Genomic DNA, 17,809 nt, shown 5'->3' on the forward strand with positions numbered 1-17,809 from the left:
GCGCACTACATCTTGGGAAAGACTTTCAGGAGAAACCTACATGCCGATGAGCGCCCACGAGATTGAGAACCTGCTGCGCGACGCGTTTCCCGATGCGGACATTCAGGTCGGCGGCAGCGACGGCGTACATATGTCGGCCATGGTCGTGGATGAGAGCTTTCGTGGCAAAAACCGGGTGCAACAACAGCGAGCAGTTTATGCAGCCCTCAAAGGCAAGATGGACGGCCCGGATGGCGACTTGCACGCGCTGGCTCTGACGACGAAAGTGCCTGAGTGAGCACGACTTTCTGGATTTACGGGATTTGCTCTTTGGTGGCGCTGGTTGGGTGCATATTGGTTGTTCGATCAGCTTTTTTGCCCGGCACCAATAAGAAAGCTCGCGGAAGCGAACCCGGCCAAGGAGATCAACTAATAACTCATGGCGTGCATACGGGCGGCCCGGGCGGTGGACACCCGACTGTGGCGAGGGTGACCCGAGATCCGCAGCAATACGCTAAAGCCATGGCTCCAAAAAAATGAGTACATGGCTGGCTTGGATATCAGCAATCGCGGCTTTGATAGTTGCCGCCGCGCTGATCGAGGCCTATGTGAAGCGAAACAGAAAGCGTAAACTGGTCGACATGCGTCCAAACCCGGACAAAATCAGCAAGGTTGACGGCATCGAGAGATACGGGCTGAATCCGCTGGCCCTGGCGCAGGCCGAACACCGACGGCTGGAAAAGGAAGGATGGGTCGCCGCCCCATCACAGGATGAAACGACCGCCCCGGATGCGGATGACAAGGAAAAGTAACATGACCGACGTGAAAACCCAGATCGACGAGACCGTCAAAGCCAATGATGTGGTGCTATATATGAAAGGCACCAAGGAAATGCCGCAATGCGGATTCTCCTCGCGCGTGGCAGGCGTGCTGAACTACATGGGCGTAGAATTTGCTGACGTGAATGTACTGGCCGACGAAGGCTTGCGTCAGGGGATCAAGGACTATTCTGACTGGCCGACTGTTCCGCAACTCTATGTCAAAGGCGAGTTCGTAGGCGGATGCGACATCATCACCGAGATGACCCTGTCAGGTGAGCTGGACACCTTGTTTGATGACAACGGTGTCGGCTACAACAAGGAAGCCGCTGATAAAATCAGGGAAGCAAACGCCTGATCAGCGACTGACGCAATTTCCCAATAAGACCTGCTCGCTGGCGGCATCTGCACCTGTCGCCAGAAAGCTCACCGTGGCGTCCCAGCCTTTGGAGCGCAGGATGTAAGTGCCAGTTGTTCCGTCGGATTCATAGCGGATACCAGAGCCGCTCTGAGCTTGGTGCAAAGTCACCAGCTTATTGTCGACCATCATGGCTGCCGCGCTGGATCCATCCTCGGCATTGAAATAGGCAACCTCAAGAGGCACGCCGTTATCACAAGTAAATGTGACGGGCAGAATATCGATCCCAGCCCAGGAAACCTGCGCTGACACAGACATGAAAGTTGCAATAGCAATAGTACGCATATTTATCATTTCGTTGACTTTTCTTCTATGAATGCCGCCATTGCCTCGGCCCGAGCAGCCAACTCTGCCAAGGTGTCAGTGACCGAAGGTGGAACCACGGCAACTTCAATTCTTTCCGGCTCGGGCTGTGGCATGCTACGCAGGTTCCGAAGCTCGGCTTCGGCCTCCGCCAGCTTATTTTCCAGCGAGTTGATTTTGTCACCTGTGGCGGCGGCTTTGTCTGCCAACATCAATCCAGCCATCAAAAGCATCCGGGATTCAGGCATCCGACCGATCTGATCCGACAATACCTGCGCTTCATCATCCAGCAATTTTGCAGCAGCTTGCAGGAAAACCTCTTCGCCTTCTTGGCACGAAACCTCAAAGCCGCGCCCCCCGATTTGAATGGTCAATTCAGGCATTATTCCACCTCTCCTTCGGCCAATTTCGCCTGAGACAGCAACGGTTCCAACCGGGCCAGCACGGCATGTGCTTCGGCCGCATCGGTGGCCTGCGCTGCGCGCGTTGCCTCAAGCTCGGCAGCTGTGGCACGGTTCAACAGATCCGCATCGGTCATTCCGTCTTCTGCAGCTGCGCGCAGCTCTTCGACCGACATTCGTAGTTGTTCGTTGGCTTTGCGCATGCGCTGCAGATCATCATCCAGACGCGACATCGCCGAGCCATGGCTACTGCGTTCGGCGCGCAGCATTTCTAACTCAGCGCTGAGTTCCGCCACGCGTTCACTATCCGCCAATTCCGAACGAAGACGGGCATTTTCGGCTTTCAGTTCTTCGACAACATCCTGATCTTCCAATGCTGCCTTTGCGCTTGCCAACTCGGCCCGTGCGGCTTCGACCGAGGCAAGCTGTGCCCTGGCATCGTCGAGTTGCTCGCGCAGCGCTGCACTTTCCTGATTATCGGACGGGGTATTACGCAAGCCTTCGATTTCTAGGCGCATGGCATCGACTTCGGAATCGTGTCTTTCTTTTAATGATCTGAGACGCTCTTCAAGTTGAGCATTCGCAACCCTCTCATCATCCAGAGCTACACGCAGAGTGTTATCTTCTCCACCGCTGCCTGCGCCAACTTCCGCCAATGTCGCAATGCCGGATCCAATCCGATCCATCGCGGCCACAATACGGCGTTGTAGTTCTTCGATCTGGCTCATGCCCCTGCCACCTTTTTATCAAGGTTCCTTGTTTCGCGAGGTTATCCGAATCAACCTTGTACGCGTCTTGGCCTAGTCTAACCCAATGGCATCGAAAATACCCACTGTTTGCTTTCAACGACTTGGGTCACATTCTTGATCCAGCAAAACCCTGCAGCACCCAGTTCTACTTGCACTTTGAGGGCTGAATGGTATTGAGCGGCCATCTGCCTGTAATCCAAAGGAACAACACCCGTGGACCTGACTGCGCTGCGCAATGCCAACCCCGAACACTGGGACAAAGCTGCGGCCATCCGCACATTGACCCTCGACGCCGTCGCCGCCGCCAATTCCGGCCATTCCGGTATGCCAATGGGCATGGCCGATGTCGCGACCGTACTGTTCGAAAAGCACCTGAAATTCGACGCCTCGGCCCCAAGCTGGCCCGACCGCGACCGGTTCATCCTGTCCGCCGGTCACGGCTCGATGCTGATCTATTCGCTGTTGTATCTCACTGGGAACGCTGACGTTACGCTGGAACAGATCAAGAATTTCCGTCAGCTGGGCGCAAAAACTGCAGGTCACCCCGAGAACTTCCTTGTCAACGGGATCGAAACCACAACCGGCCCGCTGGGTCAGGGGATCTCGAATGCCGTTGGTTTTGCCATGGCCGAGGAAATCCAGCGCGCTCACTACGGCAAGAAGATCGTAGATCACTATACCTATGTCATCGCGGGCGATGGCTGCCTTATGGAAGGTGTTAGCCAAGAGGCCATCACGCTGGCCGGCCGTCATGAGTTGGGTAAGCTGATCGTGTTCTGGGACAACAACAACATCACCATCGACGGCACGGTCGACATCGCTGACCGGACCGATCAGGTGAAACGCTTTGCCGCCTCTGGCTGGCAGGTTATCGAGATTGACGGCCACGATCCGCAGGCCATCGACGAGGCCATCACCAAGGCGAAATCGTCCAACAAGCCGACCATGATCGCCTGCGAAAGCCATATCGCTTTGGGTCACGCGGCGCAGGATACCTCAAAAGGCCACGGCGCCCTGACCGATCAGGAACAGCTGAAAGCGGCCAAAGAGGCCTATGCCGCCCCCCATGGCGCCTTCGAAGTCCCGGCAAATGTCAAATCAGCCTGGGAAGCAATCGGTTCGCGCGGCGCAGCCGAGCGTTCTGCGTGGGAGGAGCGTTTCGCGCAGATCTCTGAACGCAAACAGGCCGAGTTCAACCGCTCTTATGCGTTCGAGGCACCCAAAAAGCTGGCCGGGGCCATCCGCTCGTTCAAAAAGCAGATGTCGGAAGATCAGCCCAAGTTGGCCACCCGTGCCTCGTCCGAGAAAGTTCTGAACGCGGTCAATCCGATCATGCCGGAAACTATTGGCGGCTCTGCTGACCTGACCGGTTCGAACAACACGAAATCGGCCGATATGGGCGTGTTCCTGCCGGAAAACCGCAAGGGTCGGTACATCCATTATGGTATCCGCGAACACGGCATGGCCGCCGCGATGAACGGTATGGCGCTGCATGGCGGCATCCGCCCCTATGGCGGTACCTTCATGGCGTTCACCGACTATGCGCGGCCCTCGATGCGGCTTGCAGCGCTGATGAAGATACCCACGGTCTTTGTGATGACCCATGACTCGATCGGTCTGGGCGAAGACGGCCCGACCCACCAGCCGGTCGAGCATCTGGCGATCTCACGCGCGACACCGAATACCTATGTTTTCCGCCCGGCGGATGCCGTTGAAACAGCGGAATCCTGGGAACTGGCGCTGACCTTCAAGGACAGCCCTTCGGTCTTGTCTCTGACCCGCCAAGGCGTGCCGACCGTACGCAAGGATCACAAAACCAAAAACCTGACTGCACAAGGCGGCTATGTTCTTGCCGAAGCCGAAGGCAAGCGTCAGGCAATCCTGATCGCAACCGGTTCGGAAGTGTCGCTGGCGATGGAAGCCAAGGCGATGCTCGAGGCCGAGGGCATTGGCACGCGCGTCGTGTCGATGCCATGCATGGAACTGTTCGCCGAGCAGGATGAAGCGTATCGCAAGCGGGTTCTGCCCGGTGGAGCCGTCCGTGTCGGCATCGAGGCCGCCGTCCGCGCCGGAGGCTGGGACCGCTGGCTGCTGGGGGAACGCGGCCGTGACGCCAAGGCGGGCTTCATCGGCATGTCGGGCTTTGGCGCGTCTGCGCCCGCTGATGAACTGTATAAACATTTCGGCATCACTGCAGAGGCCACAGTTGCAAAGGTCAAGGAATTGCTGGAGCTGTAATTCCCAATTTCAAACATCAAGCGAAGGGCGGCCATGCGCCGCCCTTTTCGTTTTCTGATTAATGCGTTTCAGATTTCCGAGACAAAATCGGCGCGACCACTTTGGTTGCAATCGGGATCAGCACGAACCCCCAGGCCAGTCCGAATATGCCATCCATCGCGGCTTTGGAAATCCACTCCACGGCACCTTCCCATTGCGCCGAAACCGCATGCCCGGCTGCATAGGCCATGTCATGGATTTGATGCCCCAACCAGCCAAAACCCAGAACCTCAAGCCCGTGAATGATGATCGAGCCGCCAACCCACAGCATCGCAGCTGTGCCGACAATCGACAGCACTTTCATGACAACCGGCATCGCCTTGACCAATCCACGCCCTAATCCGCGCCCGATCGGCGTTGGTGCGTTCTGCGCCAGGAAAAGGCCCACATCGTCCATCTTCACGATCAAGGCGACCGAGCCATAAACGGCCAGAGTCACACCTAGTCCAACAACGGCCAGCGTTGCCGCCTGCATCCAGATATTCGGTGCTTCGATGGCGGCAAGGGCGATTGTCATGATCTCGGCGGACAGGATGAAATCGGTTTTGATCGCACCCTTGACCTTCTGCTCTTCCAAATGGCCCGGGTCTTTGACCTTCATATCTTCGTCTATAACGTGGCTGCCATGAGGGAAAAGCAGGTGAAATATCTTTTCTGCCCCTTCGAAGCACAAATAGGACCCGCCAAGCATCAACAAGGGCGTTATCAACCAGGGTGCAAAATTGGCCAGCAACAAAGCGACTGGCAACAGCAGGATAATCTTGTTGAAAATCGAGCCGCGCGCAATGCGCCAGATGATCGGCAATTCCCGCGCCGGGGCAAAGCCCTGCACATATTTCGGAGTAACTGCTGCATCGTCGATGATCACGCCCGCAGTCTTGGCCCCGGCCTTGCCGGCGGCAGCGACCACATCGTCCACTGACGCCGCAGCAACCTTTGCTATGCCAGCAACATCATCCAACAGTGCCAACAAACCACTCATGCGTGTTTCCTCTCATCTCACCTGTCGCCAGGGGACCCTACCCGATCCGACGGCTAGCGCAAGCGTTAGCGCAACCGGCGAAGGTTTGCGCTAACACGTTAAGAATATGTCACTTTTGCCCTTTTGAGAAAGCGTCTGTGCCGCTATATGCCCCGCAGAGCAAGCGCATTTTTGGAGACGTCAGATGACCATCAAGGTCGGCATCAATGGATTTGGCCGTATCGGCCGCTGCACCCTGTCGCATATTGCGGCATCGGCCCGCAACGACATCGAAGTGATCAAGGTCAACGCGACCGGCCCATTGGAAACTACCGCCCACCTGCTGAAATACGACAGCATCCACGGCCGCTTTCCCCGCGATGTTTCGATCGAAGGCAACACCATGGATTTGGGCCGCGGCCCAATGGAGGTGTTCTCGACTTACGATATGAACGAGCTTGATTGGGAAGGTTGTGACGTCGTTTTGGAATGCACCGGAAAATTCAACGATGGCCTGAAAGCCAAAACGCATCTGGAACGCGGCGCTCAGAAGGTTCTTTTGTCTGCGCCAGGTAAGAATGTTGATAAAACCATTGTCTATGGCGTGAACCACAACAGCCTGGTTACTGAAGATAGAATGGTTTCGAATGGCTCTTGCACTACGAACTGCCTTGCTCCGCTTGCCAAGGTGCTGGACGAAGGTATCGGGATCGAACACGGTATCATGACTACGATCCATGCCTATACCGGCGACCAGCCGACACTGGATCGCCGTCATAGTGACCTGTATCGCGCGCGCGCTGCGGCAATGTCCATGATCCCAACTTCAACAGGTGCAGCCAAAGCTCTGGGCGAAGTTCTGCCGAACCTGAAGGGTCGTTTGGACGGCTCAGCTATCCGTGTACCAACACCAAACGTTTCTGCTGTCGACCTGACTTTCCATGCGGCGCGTGACGTGACTGTCGAAGATGTTAATGCCATCGTTCGTGAAGCATCACGGGGATCAATGCAGCGCGTCGTGGGCTATGAGCCCGCGCCGCTGGTCTCGACCGATTTCAATCATACCGAAGAAAGCTCGATTTTCGCACCAGACCAGACACGGGTCGTTAACAACCGCATGGTTCGTGTTCTGGCATGGTATGACAACGAATGGGCCTTCTCGGTCCGTATGGCAGACGTCGCCGTTGCCATGGGACGGCTTAACTAAAACGCCGTAGAAATGTTGTACCTTTACACCCGCTCAGTTTATCTGGGCGGGTGTTTTCATTCGGGGCCAACATGACCAATCAAATTGCTATCTGGCTTGGCCTTCTAATACTTGGCTGTCTGCTAGTCGATTACGCAATGTTCGACTCTGAGAACCTGATCTTCCTGGGAAAGAAACTTTACACCTTCCTGGACTGGCTCGCCTTCTGGCGCTGACAGAGGTTTTTCTTGACTTTTTCCTTGATCTAGCTTTGTTAGCGCTAACTTTGCAATAACAGACACCCAGACGGAGCAGACCATGACACTCAAGTTGGCAATCAATGGATTTGGACGGATCGGGCGCGGTGTTTTGCGGGCCTTGATGGAATCTGGGCGGACCGACGTTCAGATCGTGGCCATAAACGATTTGGCCAAACCCGAAATTAACGCGCATCTCTTTGAATTCGACAGTGTGCATGGACGTTATACAAAGCCCGTTTCCCTGACCGACGCCAGTTTGGATGTCGGTGCAGGCCCGATCCGCCTAACCAGCGAACGTGAGCCTGAGAAACTCGATTGGTCCGATATTGACGTTGTTCTCGAATGCACAGGCGTGTTCCGCACGCGCGAAGCCGCGGCGCGCCATTTTGACAACGGCGCCAAAAAAGTTTTGATTTCTGCTCCTGCCCGCGGGGATGGTGCGGTCAAAACCATCGTCTTCGGGGTAAATGACCATGAGCTGACCGTCGAGGATACGATCGTTTCGAACGCATCCTGCACGACCAACTGTTTGTCGCCCGTAGCTGCGGCGCTGGACGAGGGTTTGGGCATTGTCCACGGAAACATGACAACCGTTCATGCCTATACAGCCAGCCAACCAGTTCACGATACCGCCGGAAAAGACCCGTATCTGTCACGCGCGGCTGCATTGTCGATGATTCCCACCACTACGGGGGCAGCCTCAGCCGTAGGTCTCGTATTGCCCCAGTTGGCAGGTAAATTGACTGGACAGGCAATCCGTGTTCCCACTCCGAACGTCTCGGTTGTGGATCTGGTGGCCGAGGTGTCGCGCCCAACAACCGAAGAAGAGGTCAACCAGTTGTTCATTGATGCCGCGGCCAATATTCCCGGTGTCCTGGCTGCGGAAAACCGCCCACTAGTGTCGATCGACTTCAATCACGACGCACACAGTTCGACCGTCTCTTTGGCTGAAACCAAGGTGACAGACGGCACGTTGGTCCGGGTGCTGGCCTGGTACGACAATGAATGGGGCTTTTCTAACCGGATGCTGGACACAGCGGCCGCGATGGGCGCGCTATCCTAAGCGCGCACGCAGCGCGTCATTTACGCGGGGCGTGACGAAATTCGACACGTCCCCGTTCAATCGCGCGATCTCTTTCACCAGTTTCGAGGCAATCGCCTGATGGCGGGCCTCAGCCATAAGAAACACCGTCTCGATCGAGTCGTCCAATGCGCGGTTCATACCGACCATCTGGAACTCATACTCGAAATCCGCAACAGCACGCAGGCCTCTGACAATGACCTGAGCACCTACGTCGCGGGCACAGTTGATAAGCAGGTTTTCAAAAGGATGGGCGACAATTTCAGTTCCGGTCTGTTCGGAAAGAAAGGAACATTCGGCTTCGATCATCTCGACCCGTTCTTCCAACGAAAATAACGGCCCCTTTTCCCGATTGATCGCCACCCCAATCACGAGCTTGTCAACCAGAGCGGCCGCGCGACGGATGATATCAATATGACCCAGGGTGATCGGATCAAATGTTCCGGGATACAATCCAACCCTCATTGCCGCCTCCTGCGCAACGAAATTTCTGCGCAAGCAAACATAACTTGGCTATGGGTGCAAGTAGTTGCGTCGCGTTTCTATGGGCTTAATGGCCCATGATCATGCCTTCCAATGCGTCTTTTTCCATTGCCAGTTCGGAAAGCTGTGCTTTGACAACGTCGCCTAGGGTAACAATGCCAACGAGGTTACCGTCCTCAACAACCGGCATATGGCGAAAGCGCCCTTCGGTCATCCGCGACATTATATCCTGGACAGTATCCTGTTGCGTCGCTGTCACCAGCTCGCGGGTCATATACGCGCTTACGGGTTTTGATAGGCATCCGCTGCCGCTTGCGGCCAGTTCGCGCACAATATCACGCTCTGATAAGATGCCTGATGCGGTCTTGCCGCCGTCTTCTGATACAACCACCGTTCCGATGCGCTTTTCCGCAAGGATTCCTGCAACCTCTGAAACTGTGCGCGAAGGAGCAACTGTCACCACGCCTCCGGTGGCTTTGGATTTCAGAATGGCCTGAACAAGCATTGACGTAACCTCCGAAATAACTTCGTGTTTTCCAAAGCGTTGCCGGAATGAAATAGCCTGTCAAGGTGAAGCTTCAGCCTCAAGCCGCTCAACTTCATCGCGAATCCCTTGGGACAGGGCCTGCGCGAACCGATTCAGCCGCTCGTTTCGTTGGTCACCTTGATGTCGGACCAGATGAAAACTGCGTGTCAAACTCACTTGATCAACCAATATTTTCTTCAACTTCGGGTGAAATGGCAGTGTGAAATCATGCGCAATGCAGATCCCTGATCCCTGCGAAACCTGCCGCAGTTGGACAGAGACCGAATTCGAGGCCAGCGCGACACGGTCAACACCCAGATCGACCAGATAGTCCAGTTCGCGGTCGAATATCATATCGGGTATGTATCCGATCATACGATGCCCCCCTAACGTGCTGATGGAATGAACCGCAGGGTGATCGGCAAGGTATTCCTGCGTTGCGACAAGATGAAGTTTGTAATCGGTAATTTTCTGTACAAGCAGTTTTCCAGCGGTCGGTGCACTAACGGTCACGGCCATATCGGCTTCACGGCGGGAAAGGTTGATGACGCGCGGCAGGGCCAGAATTTGTATGTCCAGATTGGGATTGGCGTCACAAATCTTGCCACACACCTGCGGCAACAAGTAGTTCGCACACCCGTCCGGTGCGCCGATCCGGATTTGTCCGCTCAACCTCTCAGATGGTTCAGCCATGGCGCCTGCTGCAGCGCGCATCGCCTCTTCGGCTTTTAGACCGTGGTCCATCAAACGCTCACCAGCTGAGGTCAGCACATATCCCTGCTGCGATTTGGTGAACAGCGGCGCATCCAGAGACGCTTCCAACCGCGCAACACGGCGTCCGACCGTAGCCGGGTCAATCCGAAGTAATCGTCCCGCCGCCGAAAGGCTTTCTTCGCGGGCAACGGCCAGAAAGACCCTCATATCATCCCAATTAGGTGTCACGCTTCACCTTTGCAATTTTGCAAAACACCTTTGGGACATTGCCTCTGTTCAAGCCATTTATGCAAGCCTATTCTGCGCGCAGACCTTCGGAGGAATTCGCAATGAACGAACTGTCCCATTTCATCAACGGTGAGAATGTCATCGGCACGTCCGGCCGATATGATGACGTGTTCAACCCCGCTACCGGCGAGGTACAGTACAAATGCCCGATGGCAAGTGCTGCCGAGACCACAGCAGCCATTGCTAGCGCCGCAGCCGCACAACCGGCCTGGGGTGCAACGAACCCGCAAAAACGCGGGCGCGTGATGATGGCGATGGTTCACCTGATGAACCGCGACATGGACAAGCTGGCCGAAGCGCTGAGCCGCGAGCACGGCAAGACGATCCCTGACGCGAAAGGCGATCTTCAGCGCGGTCTAGAAGTGATCGAATACTGCATCGGTGCTCCGCAGATGTTGAAAGGCGAATTCACCGACAGTGCGGGCCCAGGCATCGACATGTATTCTATGCGCCAGCCTTTAGGGGTTGTGGCCTCGATCATGCCGTTCAACTTCCCGGCCATGATGCCTCTGTGGCATGTGGGCCCTGCCCTGGCCTGTGGCAACGCTGTTGTTCTGAAACCGTCCGAACGCGATCCTTCAGTACCTTTGATGCTGGCGGAACTTTTCGTTGAGGCAGGTTTGCCCAAAGGTGTGTTCCAGGTGGTCAATGGCGACAAAGAGGCCGTGGACACCCTGTTGGACAGCGAGATCATTCAGGGCGTTTCCTTTGTGGGCTCGACCCCAATCGCGCAGTACATCTATTCGCGCGCCACGGCCAACGGCAAACGCGCGCAGTGTTTCGGCGGTGCCAAGAACCACATGATCGTCATGCCCGACGCCGATCTTGACCAGGCAGCAGATGCCCTGGTTGGCGCCGGTTTCGGCGCGGCTGGCGAACGCTGCATGGCCGTATCGGTTGCCGTCCCGGTCGGAGAGGATACCGCCGACGCGCTGATCGAAAAGCTTATTCCGCGTATCGAGAAACTGAAGGTCGGCCCCTACACTGCCGGCGATGATGTTGACATGGGACCGGTCGTGACCGGTGCTGCCAAAGAGCGCATTTTGGGACTGATCAGCTCGGGTGTTGAACAGGGTGCCAAACTGGTTGTCGATAATCGCGACTTTAGCCTGCAGGGCTATGAAGACGGCTTCTTCGTCGGCCCTCACCTGTTTGACCACGTGACGCCCGACATGGACATCTATAAGCAAGAGATCTTTGGTCCGGTTTTGTCGACCGTCCGCGCAGGATCGTACGAAGAAGCGATTGGCTTGGCTATGGATCACGAATACGGCAATGGCACGGCGATTTTCACCCGCGATGGAGATACCGCGCGTGACTTTGCCAGCCGGATCAATATTGGCATGGTCGGTATCAACGTTCCGATCCCGGTTCCGTTGGCCTATCACACCTTTGGCGGTTGGAAGAAATCCATGTTCGGTGACCTGAACCAGCATGGTGCGGATAGCTTCAAATTCTATACACGCACAAAAACGGTCACCGCGCGTTGGCCGTCAGGCATCAAAGAAGGCGGCGAGTTCAACTTCAAAGCCATGGACTGATCCAAACGAAAGCGGCGGATCCACACAGCCCGGCCACCACTGGCCGGGCTTTTTTCAATACACGGCCAAGTTTCGCTTGTGATGTTCGCTTCACAATAAATTCACTCAACACTCCCTAGGAAATCTGATCAGCAAAACATAAGTTACACGCAGTTTCGCGCGAGCAGTTCCTGAACCGGAGGCCAATTTGTCAGATCCCCGCATGACCCGTCGCTCTGCATTGTTAGGTGCAGCGTCTCTGTTGATGACACCTGCATTGGTGCGGGCACAAAGCAGCGCCGATGCTTTCCCGCTCGACGAAGAGGCGATCAGCACACAGCTCGCTGTGCGGCGGAATGTCTCTTCATTCTCGCACCAGAATTGGCAGGATCACTTCGATGAGTTAGGTGTCGGCTGCCTGCTGGCAGATATCACAAGCCGCGCTGTACACTATTGGGGGGCCGACGGGACGTACAAACTGTACCCCAGCTCAGTCCCTATGAGCGAAGAACTCACAAGGCGTGGTTATACCGAAGTAGTACGCAAGCGCGAAAACCCAAGCTGGACCCCGACCGCCTCAATGCGCGAGCGCGACCCGAACCTGCCCATCCGAATTGAAGGTGGCGAGTCCGGAAATCCGCTGGGTACGCGGGCGATGTATCTGGGCTGGCCAGCATATCTGGTGCACGGCACGCACGATACGCGCAAGATTGGTCGCCAAAGTTCTTCTGGATGTATTGGCCTTTATAATCAGCATGTTGAAGAATTGTACCCGCTGGTTCAGGTTGGCACCAAGGTCAGATTGGTCTGACAGAACGCCCCGGCCATAACGGCCGGGGTTTTTGCTTGAACACGGTGGTTGCCAATTATTCCGGCAGGATCACCGCATCGACGACGTGGATCACGCCATTGCTGGCCTCGATATCGGCCTGCACAACCTTGGCGCCATTCACTTTGACGCCGTTTTTACCATTCACACTCAGGCGATCACCCTGCACGGTCAGAACTTTGGCGCGCTTGCCAGCGATGTCCCCAGACATGACTTTGGCCGGAACCACATGGTAAGTCAGGATTGCGACCAGTTGGTCTTTGTTCTCGGGCAGTAGCAGCGTTTCCACCGTCCCTTCGGGCAGTGCGGCAAAGGCCTCATCCGTGGGGGCAAAAACGGTGAACGGACCGTCCCCTTTCAGCGTATCGACCAGACCCGCCGCTTGAACCGCCGCGACCAGAGTGGTGAATGATCCGGCAGATACGGCGGTATCCACGATATCGGCGGCCTTCGCTTGAACCGGCAAGGTAAGTGCGATTGCGGCGGCGGCGCTCAGGAAAGTACGGCGAAACATATTTGAGATCTCCTATCCAGGTTGTTATGGAAAGGGGTACGGGCGTTTCGCTGCACCGGATCAATTTGGTGTCAGATTTATTTGACCTGAACCCAAATACTTTGCGCGCGCCCATCTTTCAAAAACGGTAGCGCCTCGACCGCATCCTGGCGATCCTGTTGCAAGAAGTATCCAGGCCAAAGCATTGAATATGCACTAGATTGCAACAATGCATGCAACATATATTGCTCGCCCCATCCCGGGCAATCATAGAAGAACCGCTTGGGGTATTCGTAGGGTAGAAAAACATCGTGCACATGGATCACAACGCCCGGATTTAAGGCCGGTATGATGCGACAGAACAGATGCGCGACATCATTGCTCATCCGGACAACATGGCTGGAATCGATGAACAGGATGTCACCCGCTTCAAGCTGTTCGAAGAGGGCTGGATCGACCTCTTCCAACCGTTTCTGTTCGAATTGATCGACAACATGCGCGATGTCCGCGCGCGGATAAGGATCAATCGCGGTGATTTGCGTCTGCAGCCCGCCATCCAATACAGCCTGCCGTGTCACGCGCGTTGAATTACCGCAGCCAACCTCAATCACCCGCTTGGGTTTGAAACGACGGACCATAAGATACAACGCATCCGCATCTGGGCTGTCATAATACCCGTTGCCGATCCTATACCCGGTTTGATTGCGGGACGGATCTTTCAATGCAGCCAAAGCGGCGGCATGTTCACCATATTCGGCTACCAGCTGCGAGATGTCGAAATCGGCCATTCCCGGTGACAACGAATAAGCCGGACGGGTCAGCCCGCCTGCCCTTTCGAACGCCTCCAGCCGGGCGCGCTCGTCCCGTTCCGTGACTTTGTCAATCAGCCTGACACCAAATCGGTCGAGAACGGCATTCAGCCGGGGGAATTTCCTGGGTTTCACACAAAGGCTCCGGGGTTCTTCTGAACTTTGACCCGTTCCTTACCGTTGCTAGCCCGATGACCGCAAGGACTCTGCCGGTAAACACTTGGCAAAAAGCGTATTTCCGTATTCACTGTTTCGCATAAAGCTAGAAAGAGGGCCGCCATGCAGCAGGAATACACGCTGGGCATTGAGGAAGAGTATCTTCTGGTCGACCGCGACAGCCTTGAACTTGCCCAAGCACCCGCTGCCCTGATGGAAGCCTGCCAGGCCGATTTTCAGGGCCAGGTCAGCCCTGAGTTTCTGCAGTGCCAGATCGAGGTTGGCACCCGCCCCCATGCGACGATCCGCACGGCCCGAGAAGATTTGAAACGCCTGAGGGCGGGTGTGGCGGATCGGTCCGCCGAATACAATCTGGCCCCGATTGCTGTGTCCTGCCACCCCTTTGCGGACTGGAAGAAACAGCACCACACGCGCCGAGAGCGCTATGACGCCTTGCAGCATGCCCTGGGCGGTGTCGCGCGACGGATGCTGATCTGCGGGATGCATGTGCATGTCGGTGTTGAAGAACCATCCTTGCGGGCCGACCTGATGCCGCAGCTTTCCTATTTCCTGCCGCATCTGTTGGCGCTCTCCACATCCTCGCCCTATTGGAACGGAGAGGATACCGGCCTGTCTTCCTATCGTCTTACCGTATTCGACAACCTGCCCCGCACCGGATTACCACCTGTTCTGGCAAGTTGGTCGGAATATGAACGTACGACAGGCATTCTGGTCGAACTTGGCGTGATCGAGGATACCTCGAAAATCTGGTGGGATTTGCGCCCCTCGCATCGCTTTCCAACGCTTGAAACACGCATCATGGACGTGCAGCCGAGGTTGGAGCACACATTGTCGCTGGCCGCCATGGTGCAGGCGCTGGTTCGAATGTTGTGCCGTCTGAAAGACCGCAATTTGCGTTGGCGGCAATATGACAGGTTCCTGATTGGTGAAAACCGGTGGCGTGCGCAGCGTTACGGAGTCGGCGAAGGCATGATTGATTTCGGGGATCGATCCATCAAGCCCATGCCGGAACTTATGGGGGAACTGATGGGTATGCTGGCCGAAGACGCCGAAGCACTGGGCACCATGACTGAACTTGCCCGGCTACAGCAAATCGCACAAAACGGCACATCTGCCACGCGGCAACGACGTGTTCACGCCGAAGCGACGGCCAAAGGTGCGGATGCAGGCAGGGCTGTGGTTCAGCATCTGATCGAAGAATTCCATCAGGATTTATGACCTGCCTCGAAGTATGATCTAATCGTTTTCGCAATATCCCTGTCAGGAATTGCTGGGCGTGCAAAATTTCTGTAAGAATCAGGAAATAAACACTCGTTCAATTCATCCGGCGACGTGGGAGGAAACCAATGGATTTTGCACCAACCGAAGAGCAAACTGCTATCTTCGATATGGCCTATGAGTTCGGGCAGGAGCATATCGCACCCTTCGCCCGGCAATGGGAGGCAGATGGCACTATTCCCAAAGACCTTTGGCCCCGTGTAGGAGAGCTTGGCTTTGGCGGTCTCTATGTGTCCGAAGATAGTGGCGGTTCCGGTCTTAGTAGGCTGGATGCGACGATGGTGTTCGAGGCCCTTTCGATGGCTTGCCCTTCAGTCGCGGCCTTCCTGACGATCCACAATATGTGCGCCAAGATGTTGGACACATTTGCCGCGGATGAGCTGAAATCGCGGATCATGCCGGATATTCTTAACCTGAATACAGTCCTCAGCTACTGCCTGACCGAACCCGGATCAGGCTCGGACGCAGCCGCGCTGAAAACTCGCGCCGAACGCACGAACGAAGGTTATACGCTGAACGGAACAAAGGCCTTCATCTCGGGCGGCGGATACTCAGATGCTTATGTCTGTATGGTGCGCACCGGACAGGATGGCCCCAAAGGGATTTCAACTCTGTATGTCGAAGATGGCACTCCAGGTCTTAGCTTTGGCGCGCTTGAACAAAAGATGGGCTGGAAAAGCCAACCAACGGCACAGGTTCAGTTTGACGACTGCAAAGTTCCGGCGGGCAATCTGGTGGGTACAGAAGGTGACGGATTCAAATATGCGATGATGGGCCTGGATGGCGGTCGCTTGAATATTGCCTCATGTTCTTTGGGGGCGGCACAAGCAGGTCTGAACATGACGCTTCAGTATATGTCCGAGCGTCAGGCATTCGGGAAGTCGATTGATCAGTTTCAAGCGCTGCAGTTCAGGCTTGCGGATATGGAAATAGAATTGCAGGCGGCCCGGACGTTCTTGCGTCAGGCGGCCTGGAAACTGGACACGGGCGCTCCGGACGCCACCAAGTTCTGTGCAATGGCCAAGAAATTCGTGACTGAAACCGGATCAAAAGTGGTCGACCAATGCCTGCAACTGCACGGCGGTTATGGGTATCTCGCCGATTACGGTATCGAAAAGCTTGTCCGCGACTTGCGCGTTCATCAAATTCTGGAAGGCACAAACGAGATCATGCGCGTCATTGTTTCTCGTCAGATGCTTGCCCAACGCTGAGACCCCGATGCCAGATATTGAAATTCACACTACCGGCCGCGCTGGACGCATCACTCTGACACGCCCCAAGTCTTTGAACGCGCTGAGTTATGACATGTGCATGGCGATAGATACGGCCATGCGCAACTGGCGCGAGGACGAGTCAGTTGACCTGATCATACTGGACGCCGTTGGCGATAAAGCATTTTGCGCCGGGGGAGATATCGCAGAGCTTTATGATACCGGGTGCAAAGGCGACTTTGCCTATGGGCAGACTTTCTGGCGCGATGAATACAGGCTGAATGCACTGATTTTCGAATACCCCAAGCCCGTGGTCAGTTTCCTACAAGGGTTTACTATGGGTGGCGGCGTCGGAATTGGGTGCCACGGAAGCCACCGCATAGTCTGTGAAACATCTCAGATTGCCCTGCCCGAGTGCTCTATCGGTTTGGTGCCGGATGTTGGTGGCTCTCTGATGCTCGCGCTGGCTCCGGGTCGACTGGGAGAATACTTGGGCACAACAGGTCACCGAATGGGCCCTGCGGACGCCATTTATGCGGGCTTTGCCGACCATTTTATCCCCATTGAAGAATGGCCCGGCTTGATCGAACTGCTCGAAGCTTCCGGGAGCACAGACCTGTTGGTCGAGCATTCCCAGACGCCACCCACAGGTAAACTTGAAAAGGTCCAGGCGGAAATCGACGTGCTTTTCAATGGCGAGGGGTTGAACGACATCCTCAACGCGTTGCGCTTTTCCGAGACCCCGTTCTCTGACGCGGCGCAAAAGTTGATGGGCCGCAACTCTCCACTATCCGTGGCTTGTACCATTGAAATGATCCATCGGCTTAAGGCGCTGGATCTGTCGATCCGAAAAGCCCTGGAGATGGAATACCGCTTTACGGCGCGCGCCATGGAACACGGAGACTTTCTGGAAGGTATCCGCGCGCAGATCATAGACAAGGATCGCTCTCCTAATTGGCGTCACCATGGCAAACCTGTTCCCGCCGTGGATATTTCCGCAATGCTGCGGCCCCTGGGCAGCGTCGCCCTGACATTCGAGGAGGATTAA

Annotated in this window: 21 protein-coding genes; 12 read left to right on the forward strand and 9 right to left on the reverse strand. The window is 55.8% G+C overall.

Translation table 11 applies throughout. The annotated features are described in order from the left end of the window. The first annotated feature begins 40 nt into the window (after positions 1-40). From AC2FHX_RS03825 to grxD, 3 genes are all read left to right on the forward strand, one after another. Positions 41-277 carry a BolA/IbaG family iron-sulfur metabolism protein gene (locus AC2FHX_RS03825; RefSeq protein ID WP_142634001.1) on the forward strand — a complete coding sequence of 79 codons (237 nt, stop codon included), beginning with the start codon at positions 41-43 and terminating at the stop codon, positions 275-277. A 238-nt stretch (positions 278-515) separates the two neighbouring features. Then, complete coding sequence (locus tag AC2FHX_RS03830; protein WP_282021284.1) at positions 516-791, forward strand: hypothetical protein; 276 nt, start codon at positions 516-518, stop codon at positions 789-791. Between the two features lies 1 nt (position 792). After that, entirely contained in the window at positions 793-1,155 is a 363-nt protein-coding gene (gene grxD, locus AC2FHX_RS03835; protein ID WP_281972151.1) for a Grx4 family monothiol glutaredoxin, read from the forward strand. On the opposite strand, the gene AC2FHX_RS03840 is transcribed toward grxD, so the two are convergent. From AC2FHX_RS03840 to AC2FHX_RS03850, 3 genes are read right to left on the reverse strand one after another with little or no spacing between them, the layout of a single operon-like run. After that, entirely contained in the window at positions 1,156-1,473 is a 318-nt protein-coding gene (locus AC2FHX_RS03840) for an MliC family protein (RefSeq protein WP_496700237.1), read from the reverse strand. A gap of 32 nt (positions 1,474-1,505) precedes the next feature. After that, a complete protein-coding gene (locus tag AC2FHX_RS03845; protein WP_281994664.1) occupies positions 1,506-1,901 on the reverse strand; it encodes a cell division protein ZapA in 396 nt (131 codons plus the stop codon). Next, the gene (locus AC2FHX_RS03850; RefSeq protein ID WP_496700236.1) at positions 1,901-2,647 is read right to left on the reverse strand and encodes a hypothetical protein; all 747 of its coding nucleotides are present in this window, start codon (positions 2,645-2,647) and stop codon (positions 1,901-1,903) included. Before AC2FHX_RS03850 ends, AC2FHX_RS03845 begins: the two co-directional genes overlap by 1 nt. A 234-nt stretch (positions 2,648-2,881) precedes the next feature. Here AC2FHX_RS03850 and tkt point away from each other — a divergent pair, with 234 nt between their 5' ends. Beyond that, entirely contained in the window at positions 2,882-4,906 is a 2,025-nt protein-coding gene (gene tkt / locus AC2FHX_RS03855) for a transketolase (RefSeq protein ID WP_496700235.1), read from the forward strand. A 58-nt stretch (positions 4,907-4,964) separates the two neighbouring features. On the opposite strand, the gene AC2FHX_RS03860 is transcribed toward tkt, so the two are convergent. Beyond that, the gene (locus tag AC2FHX_RS03860; RefSeq protein ID WP_496679624.1) at positions 4,965-5,927 is read right to left on the reverse strand and encodes a DUF808 domain-containing protein; all 963 of its coding nucleotides are present in this window, start codon (positions 5,925-5,927) and stop codon (positions 4,965-4,967) included. Between the two features lie 184 nt (positions 5,928-6,111). Between AC2FHX_RS03860 and gap (AC2FHX_RS03865) the strand changes: the two genes are divergently transcribed. The 3 genes from gap (AC2FHX_RS03865) (at position 6,112) to gap (AC2FHX_RS03875) (ending at position 8,415) form a co-directional block, all read left to right on the forward strand. Next, positions 6,112-7,113: a type I glyceraldehyde-3-phosphate dehydrogenase gene (gene gap, locus AC2FHX_RS03865; RefSeq protein ID WP_142634017.1), complete on the forward strand. Its 1,002-nt coding sequence runs from the start codon at positions 6,112-6,114 to the stop codon at positions 7,111-7,113. A gap of 71 nt (positions 7,114-7,184) precedes the next feature. Beyond that, a complete protein-coding gene (locus tag AC2FHX_RS03870; protein ID WP_496679620.1) occupies positions 7,185-7,328 on the forward strand; it encodes a hypothetical protein in 144 nt (47 codons plus the stop codon). An 82-nt stretch (positions 7,329-7,410) separates the two neighbouring features. After that, a complete protein-coding gene (gene gap, locus AC2FHX_RS03875) occupies positions 7,411-8,415 on the forward strand; it encodes a type I glyceraldehyde-3-phosphate dehydrogenase (RefSeq protein ID WP_496679618.1) in 1,005 nt (334 codons plus the stop codon). Here gap (AC2FHX_RS03875) and coaD read toward each other — a convergent pair. The 3 genes from coaD to AC2FHX_RS03890 all read right to left on the reverse strand — a co-directional run bounded on the left by coaD (position 8,407) and on the right by AC2FHX_RS03890 (position 10,384). Then, positions 8,407-8,898 (reverse strand): pantetheine-phosphate adenylyltransferase, encoded by a 492-nt coding sequence (gene coaD / locus AC2FHX_RS03880; protein WP_142634021.1) that lies wholly within the window; start codon positions 8,896-8,898, stop codon positions 8,407-8,409. The two genes, gap (AC2FHX_RS03875) and coaD, sit on opposite strands and share 9 nt — an antisense overlap. An 85-nt stretch (positions 8,899-8,983) precedes the next feature. Further along, positions 8,984-9,421 (reverse strand): CBS domain-containing protein, encoded by a 438-nt coding sequence (locus tag AC2FHX_RS03885; protein ID WP_142634023.1) that lies wholly within the window; start codon positions 9,419-9,421, stop codon positions 8,984-8,986. Positions 9,422-9,481: 60 nt separating this feature from the next. Continuing rightward, the gene (locus AC2FHX_RS03890; protein WP_281972156.1) at positions 9,482-10,384 is read right to left on the reverse strand and encodes a LysR family transcriptional regulator; all 903 of its coding nucleotides are present in this window, start codon (positions 10,382-10,384) and stop codon (positions 9,482-9,484) included. 101 nt (positions 10,385-10,485) lie between these two features. Between AC2FHX_RS03890 and AC2FHX_RS03895 the strand changes: the two genes are divergently transcribed. Both AC2FHX_RS03895 and AC2FHX_RS03900 read left to right on the forward strand, forming a co-directional pair. Next, positions 10,486-11,985: a CoA-acylating methylmalonate-semialdehyde dehydrogenase gene (locus tag AC2FHX_RS03895; RefSeq protein WP_496691299.1), complete on the forward strand. Its 1,500-nt coding sequence runs from the start codon at positions 10,486-10,488 to the stop codon at positions 11,983-11,985. Positions 11,986-12,187: 202 nt separating this feature from the next. Then, positions 12,188-12,775 carry a L,D-transpeptidase gene (locus AC2FHX_RS03900; RefSeq protein WP_185956612.1) on the forward strand — a complete coding sequence of 196 codons (588 nt, stop codon included), beginning with the start codon at positions 12,188-12,190 and terminating at the stop codon, positions 12,773-12,775. Between the two features lie 55 nt (positions 12,776-12,830). Here AC2FHX_RS03900 and AC2FHX_RS03905 read toward each other — a convergent pair whose 3' ends face one another. Then, positions 12,831-13,307, reverse strand: coding sequence for a fasciclin domain-containing protein (locus tag AC2FHX_RS03905; RefSeq protein WP_281972158.1), 477 nt, complete (start codon positions 13,305-13,307; stop codon positions 12,831-12,833). A 77-nt stretch (positions 13,308-13,384) separates the two neighbouring features. Then, complete coding sequence (locus tag AC2FHX_RS03910) at positions 13,385-14,230, reverse strand: class I SAM-dependent methyltransferase (RefSeq protein ID WP_496700234.1); 846 nt, start codon at positions 14,228-14,230, stop codon at positions 13,385-13,387. Between the two features lie 144 nt (positions 14,231-14,374). Here AC2FHX_RS03910 and AC2FHX_RS03915 point away from each other — a divergent pair, with 144 nt between their 5' ends. From AC2FHX_RS03915 to AC2FHX_RS03925, 3 genes are all read left to right on the forward strand, one after another. Next, a complete protein-coding gene (locus tag AC2FHX_RS03915; protein ID WP_142634035.1) occupies positions 14,375-15,490 on the forward strand; it encodes a carboxylate-amine ligase in 1,116 nt (371 codons plus the stop codon). A 128-nt stretch (positions 15,491-15,618) separates the two neighbouring features. Then, positions 15,619-16,761 (forward strand): acyl-CoA dehydrogenase family protein, encoded by a 1,143-nt coding sequence (locus AC2FHX_RS03920; protein WP_142634037.1) that lies wholly within the window; start codon positions 15,619-15,621, stop codon positions 16,759-16,761. Between the two features lie 7 nt (positions 16,762-16,768). Then, positions 16,769-17,809, forward strand: a complete 1,041-nt coding sequence (locus tag AC2FHX_RS03925) for an enoyl-CoA hydratase/isomerase family protein (RefSeq protein ID WP_281972159.1) — start codon at positions 16,769-16,771, stop codon at positions 17,807-17,809.

This window comes from Ruegeria sp. CDSC042, from assembly GCF_059610745.1.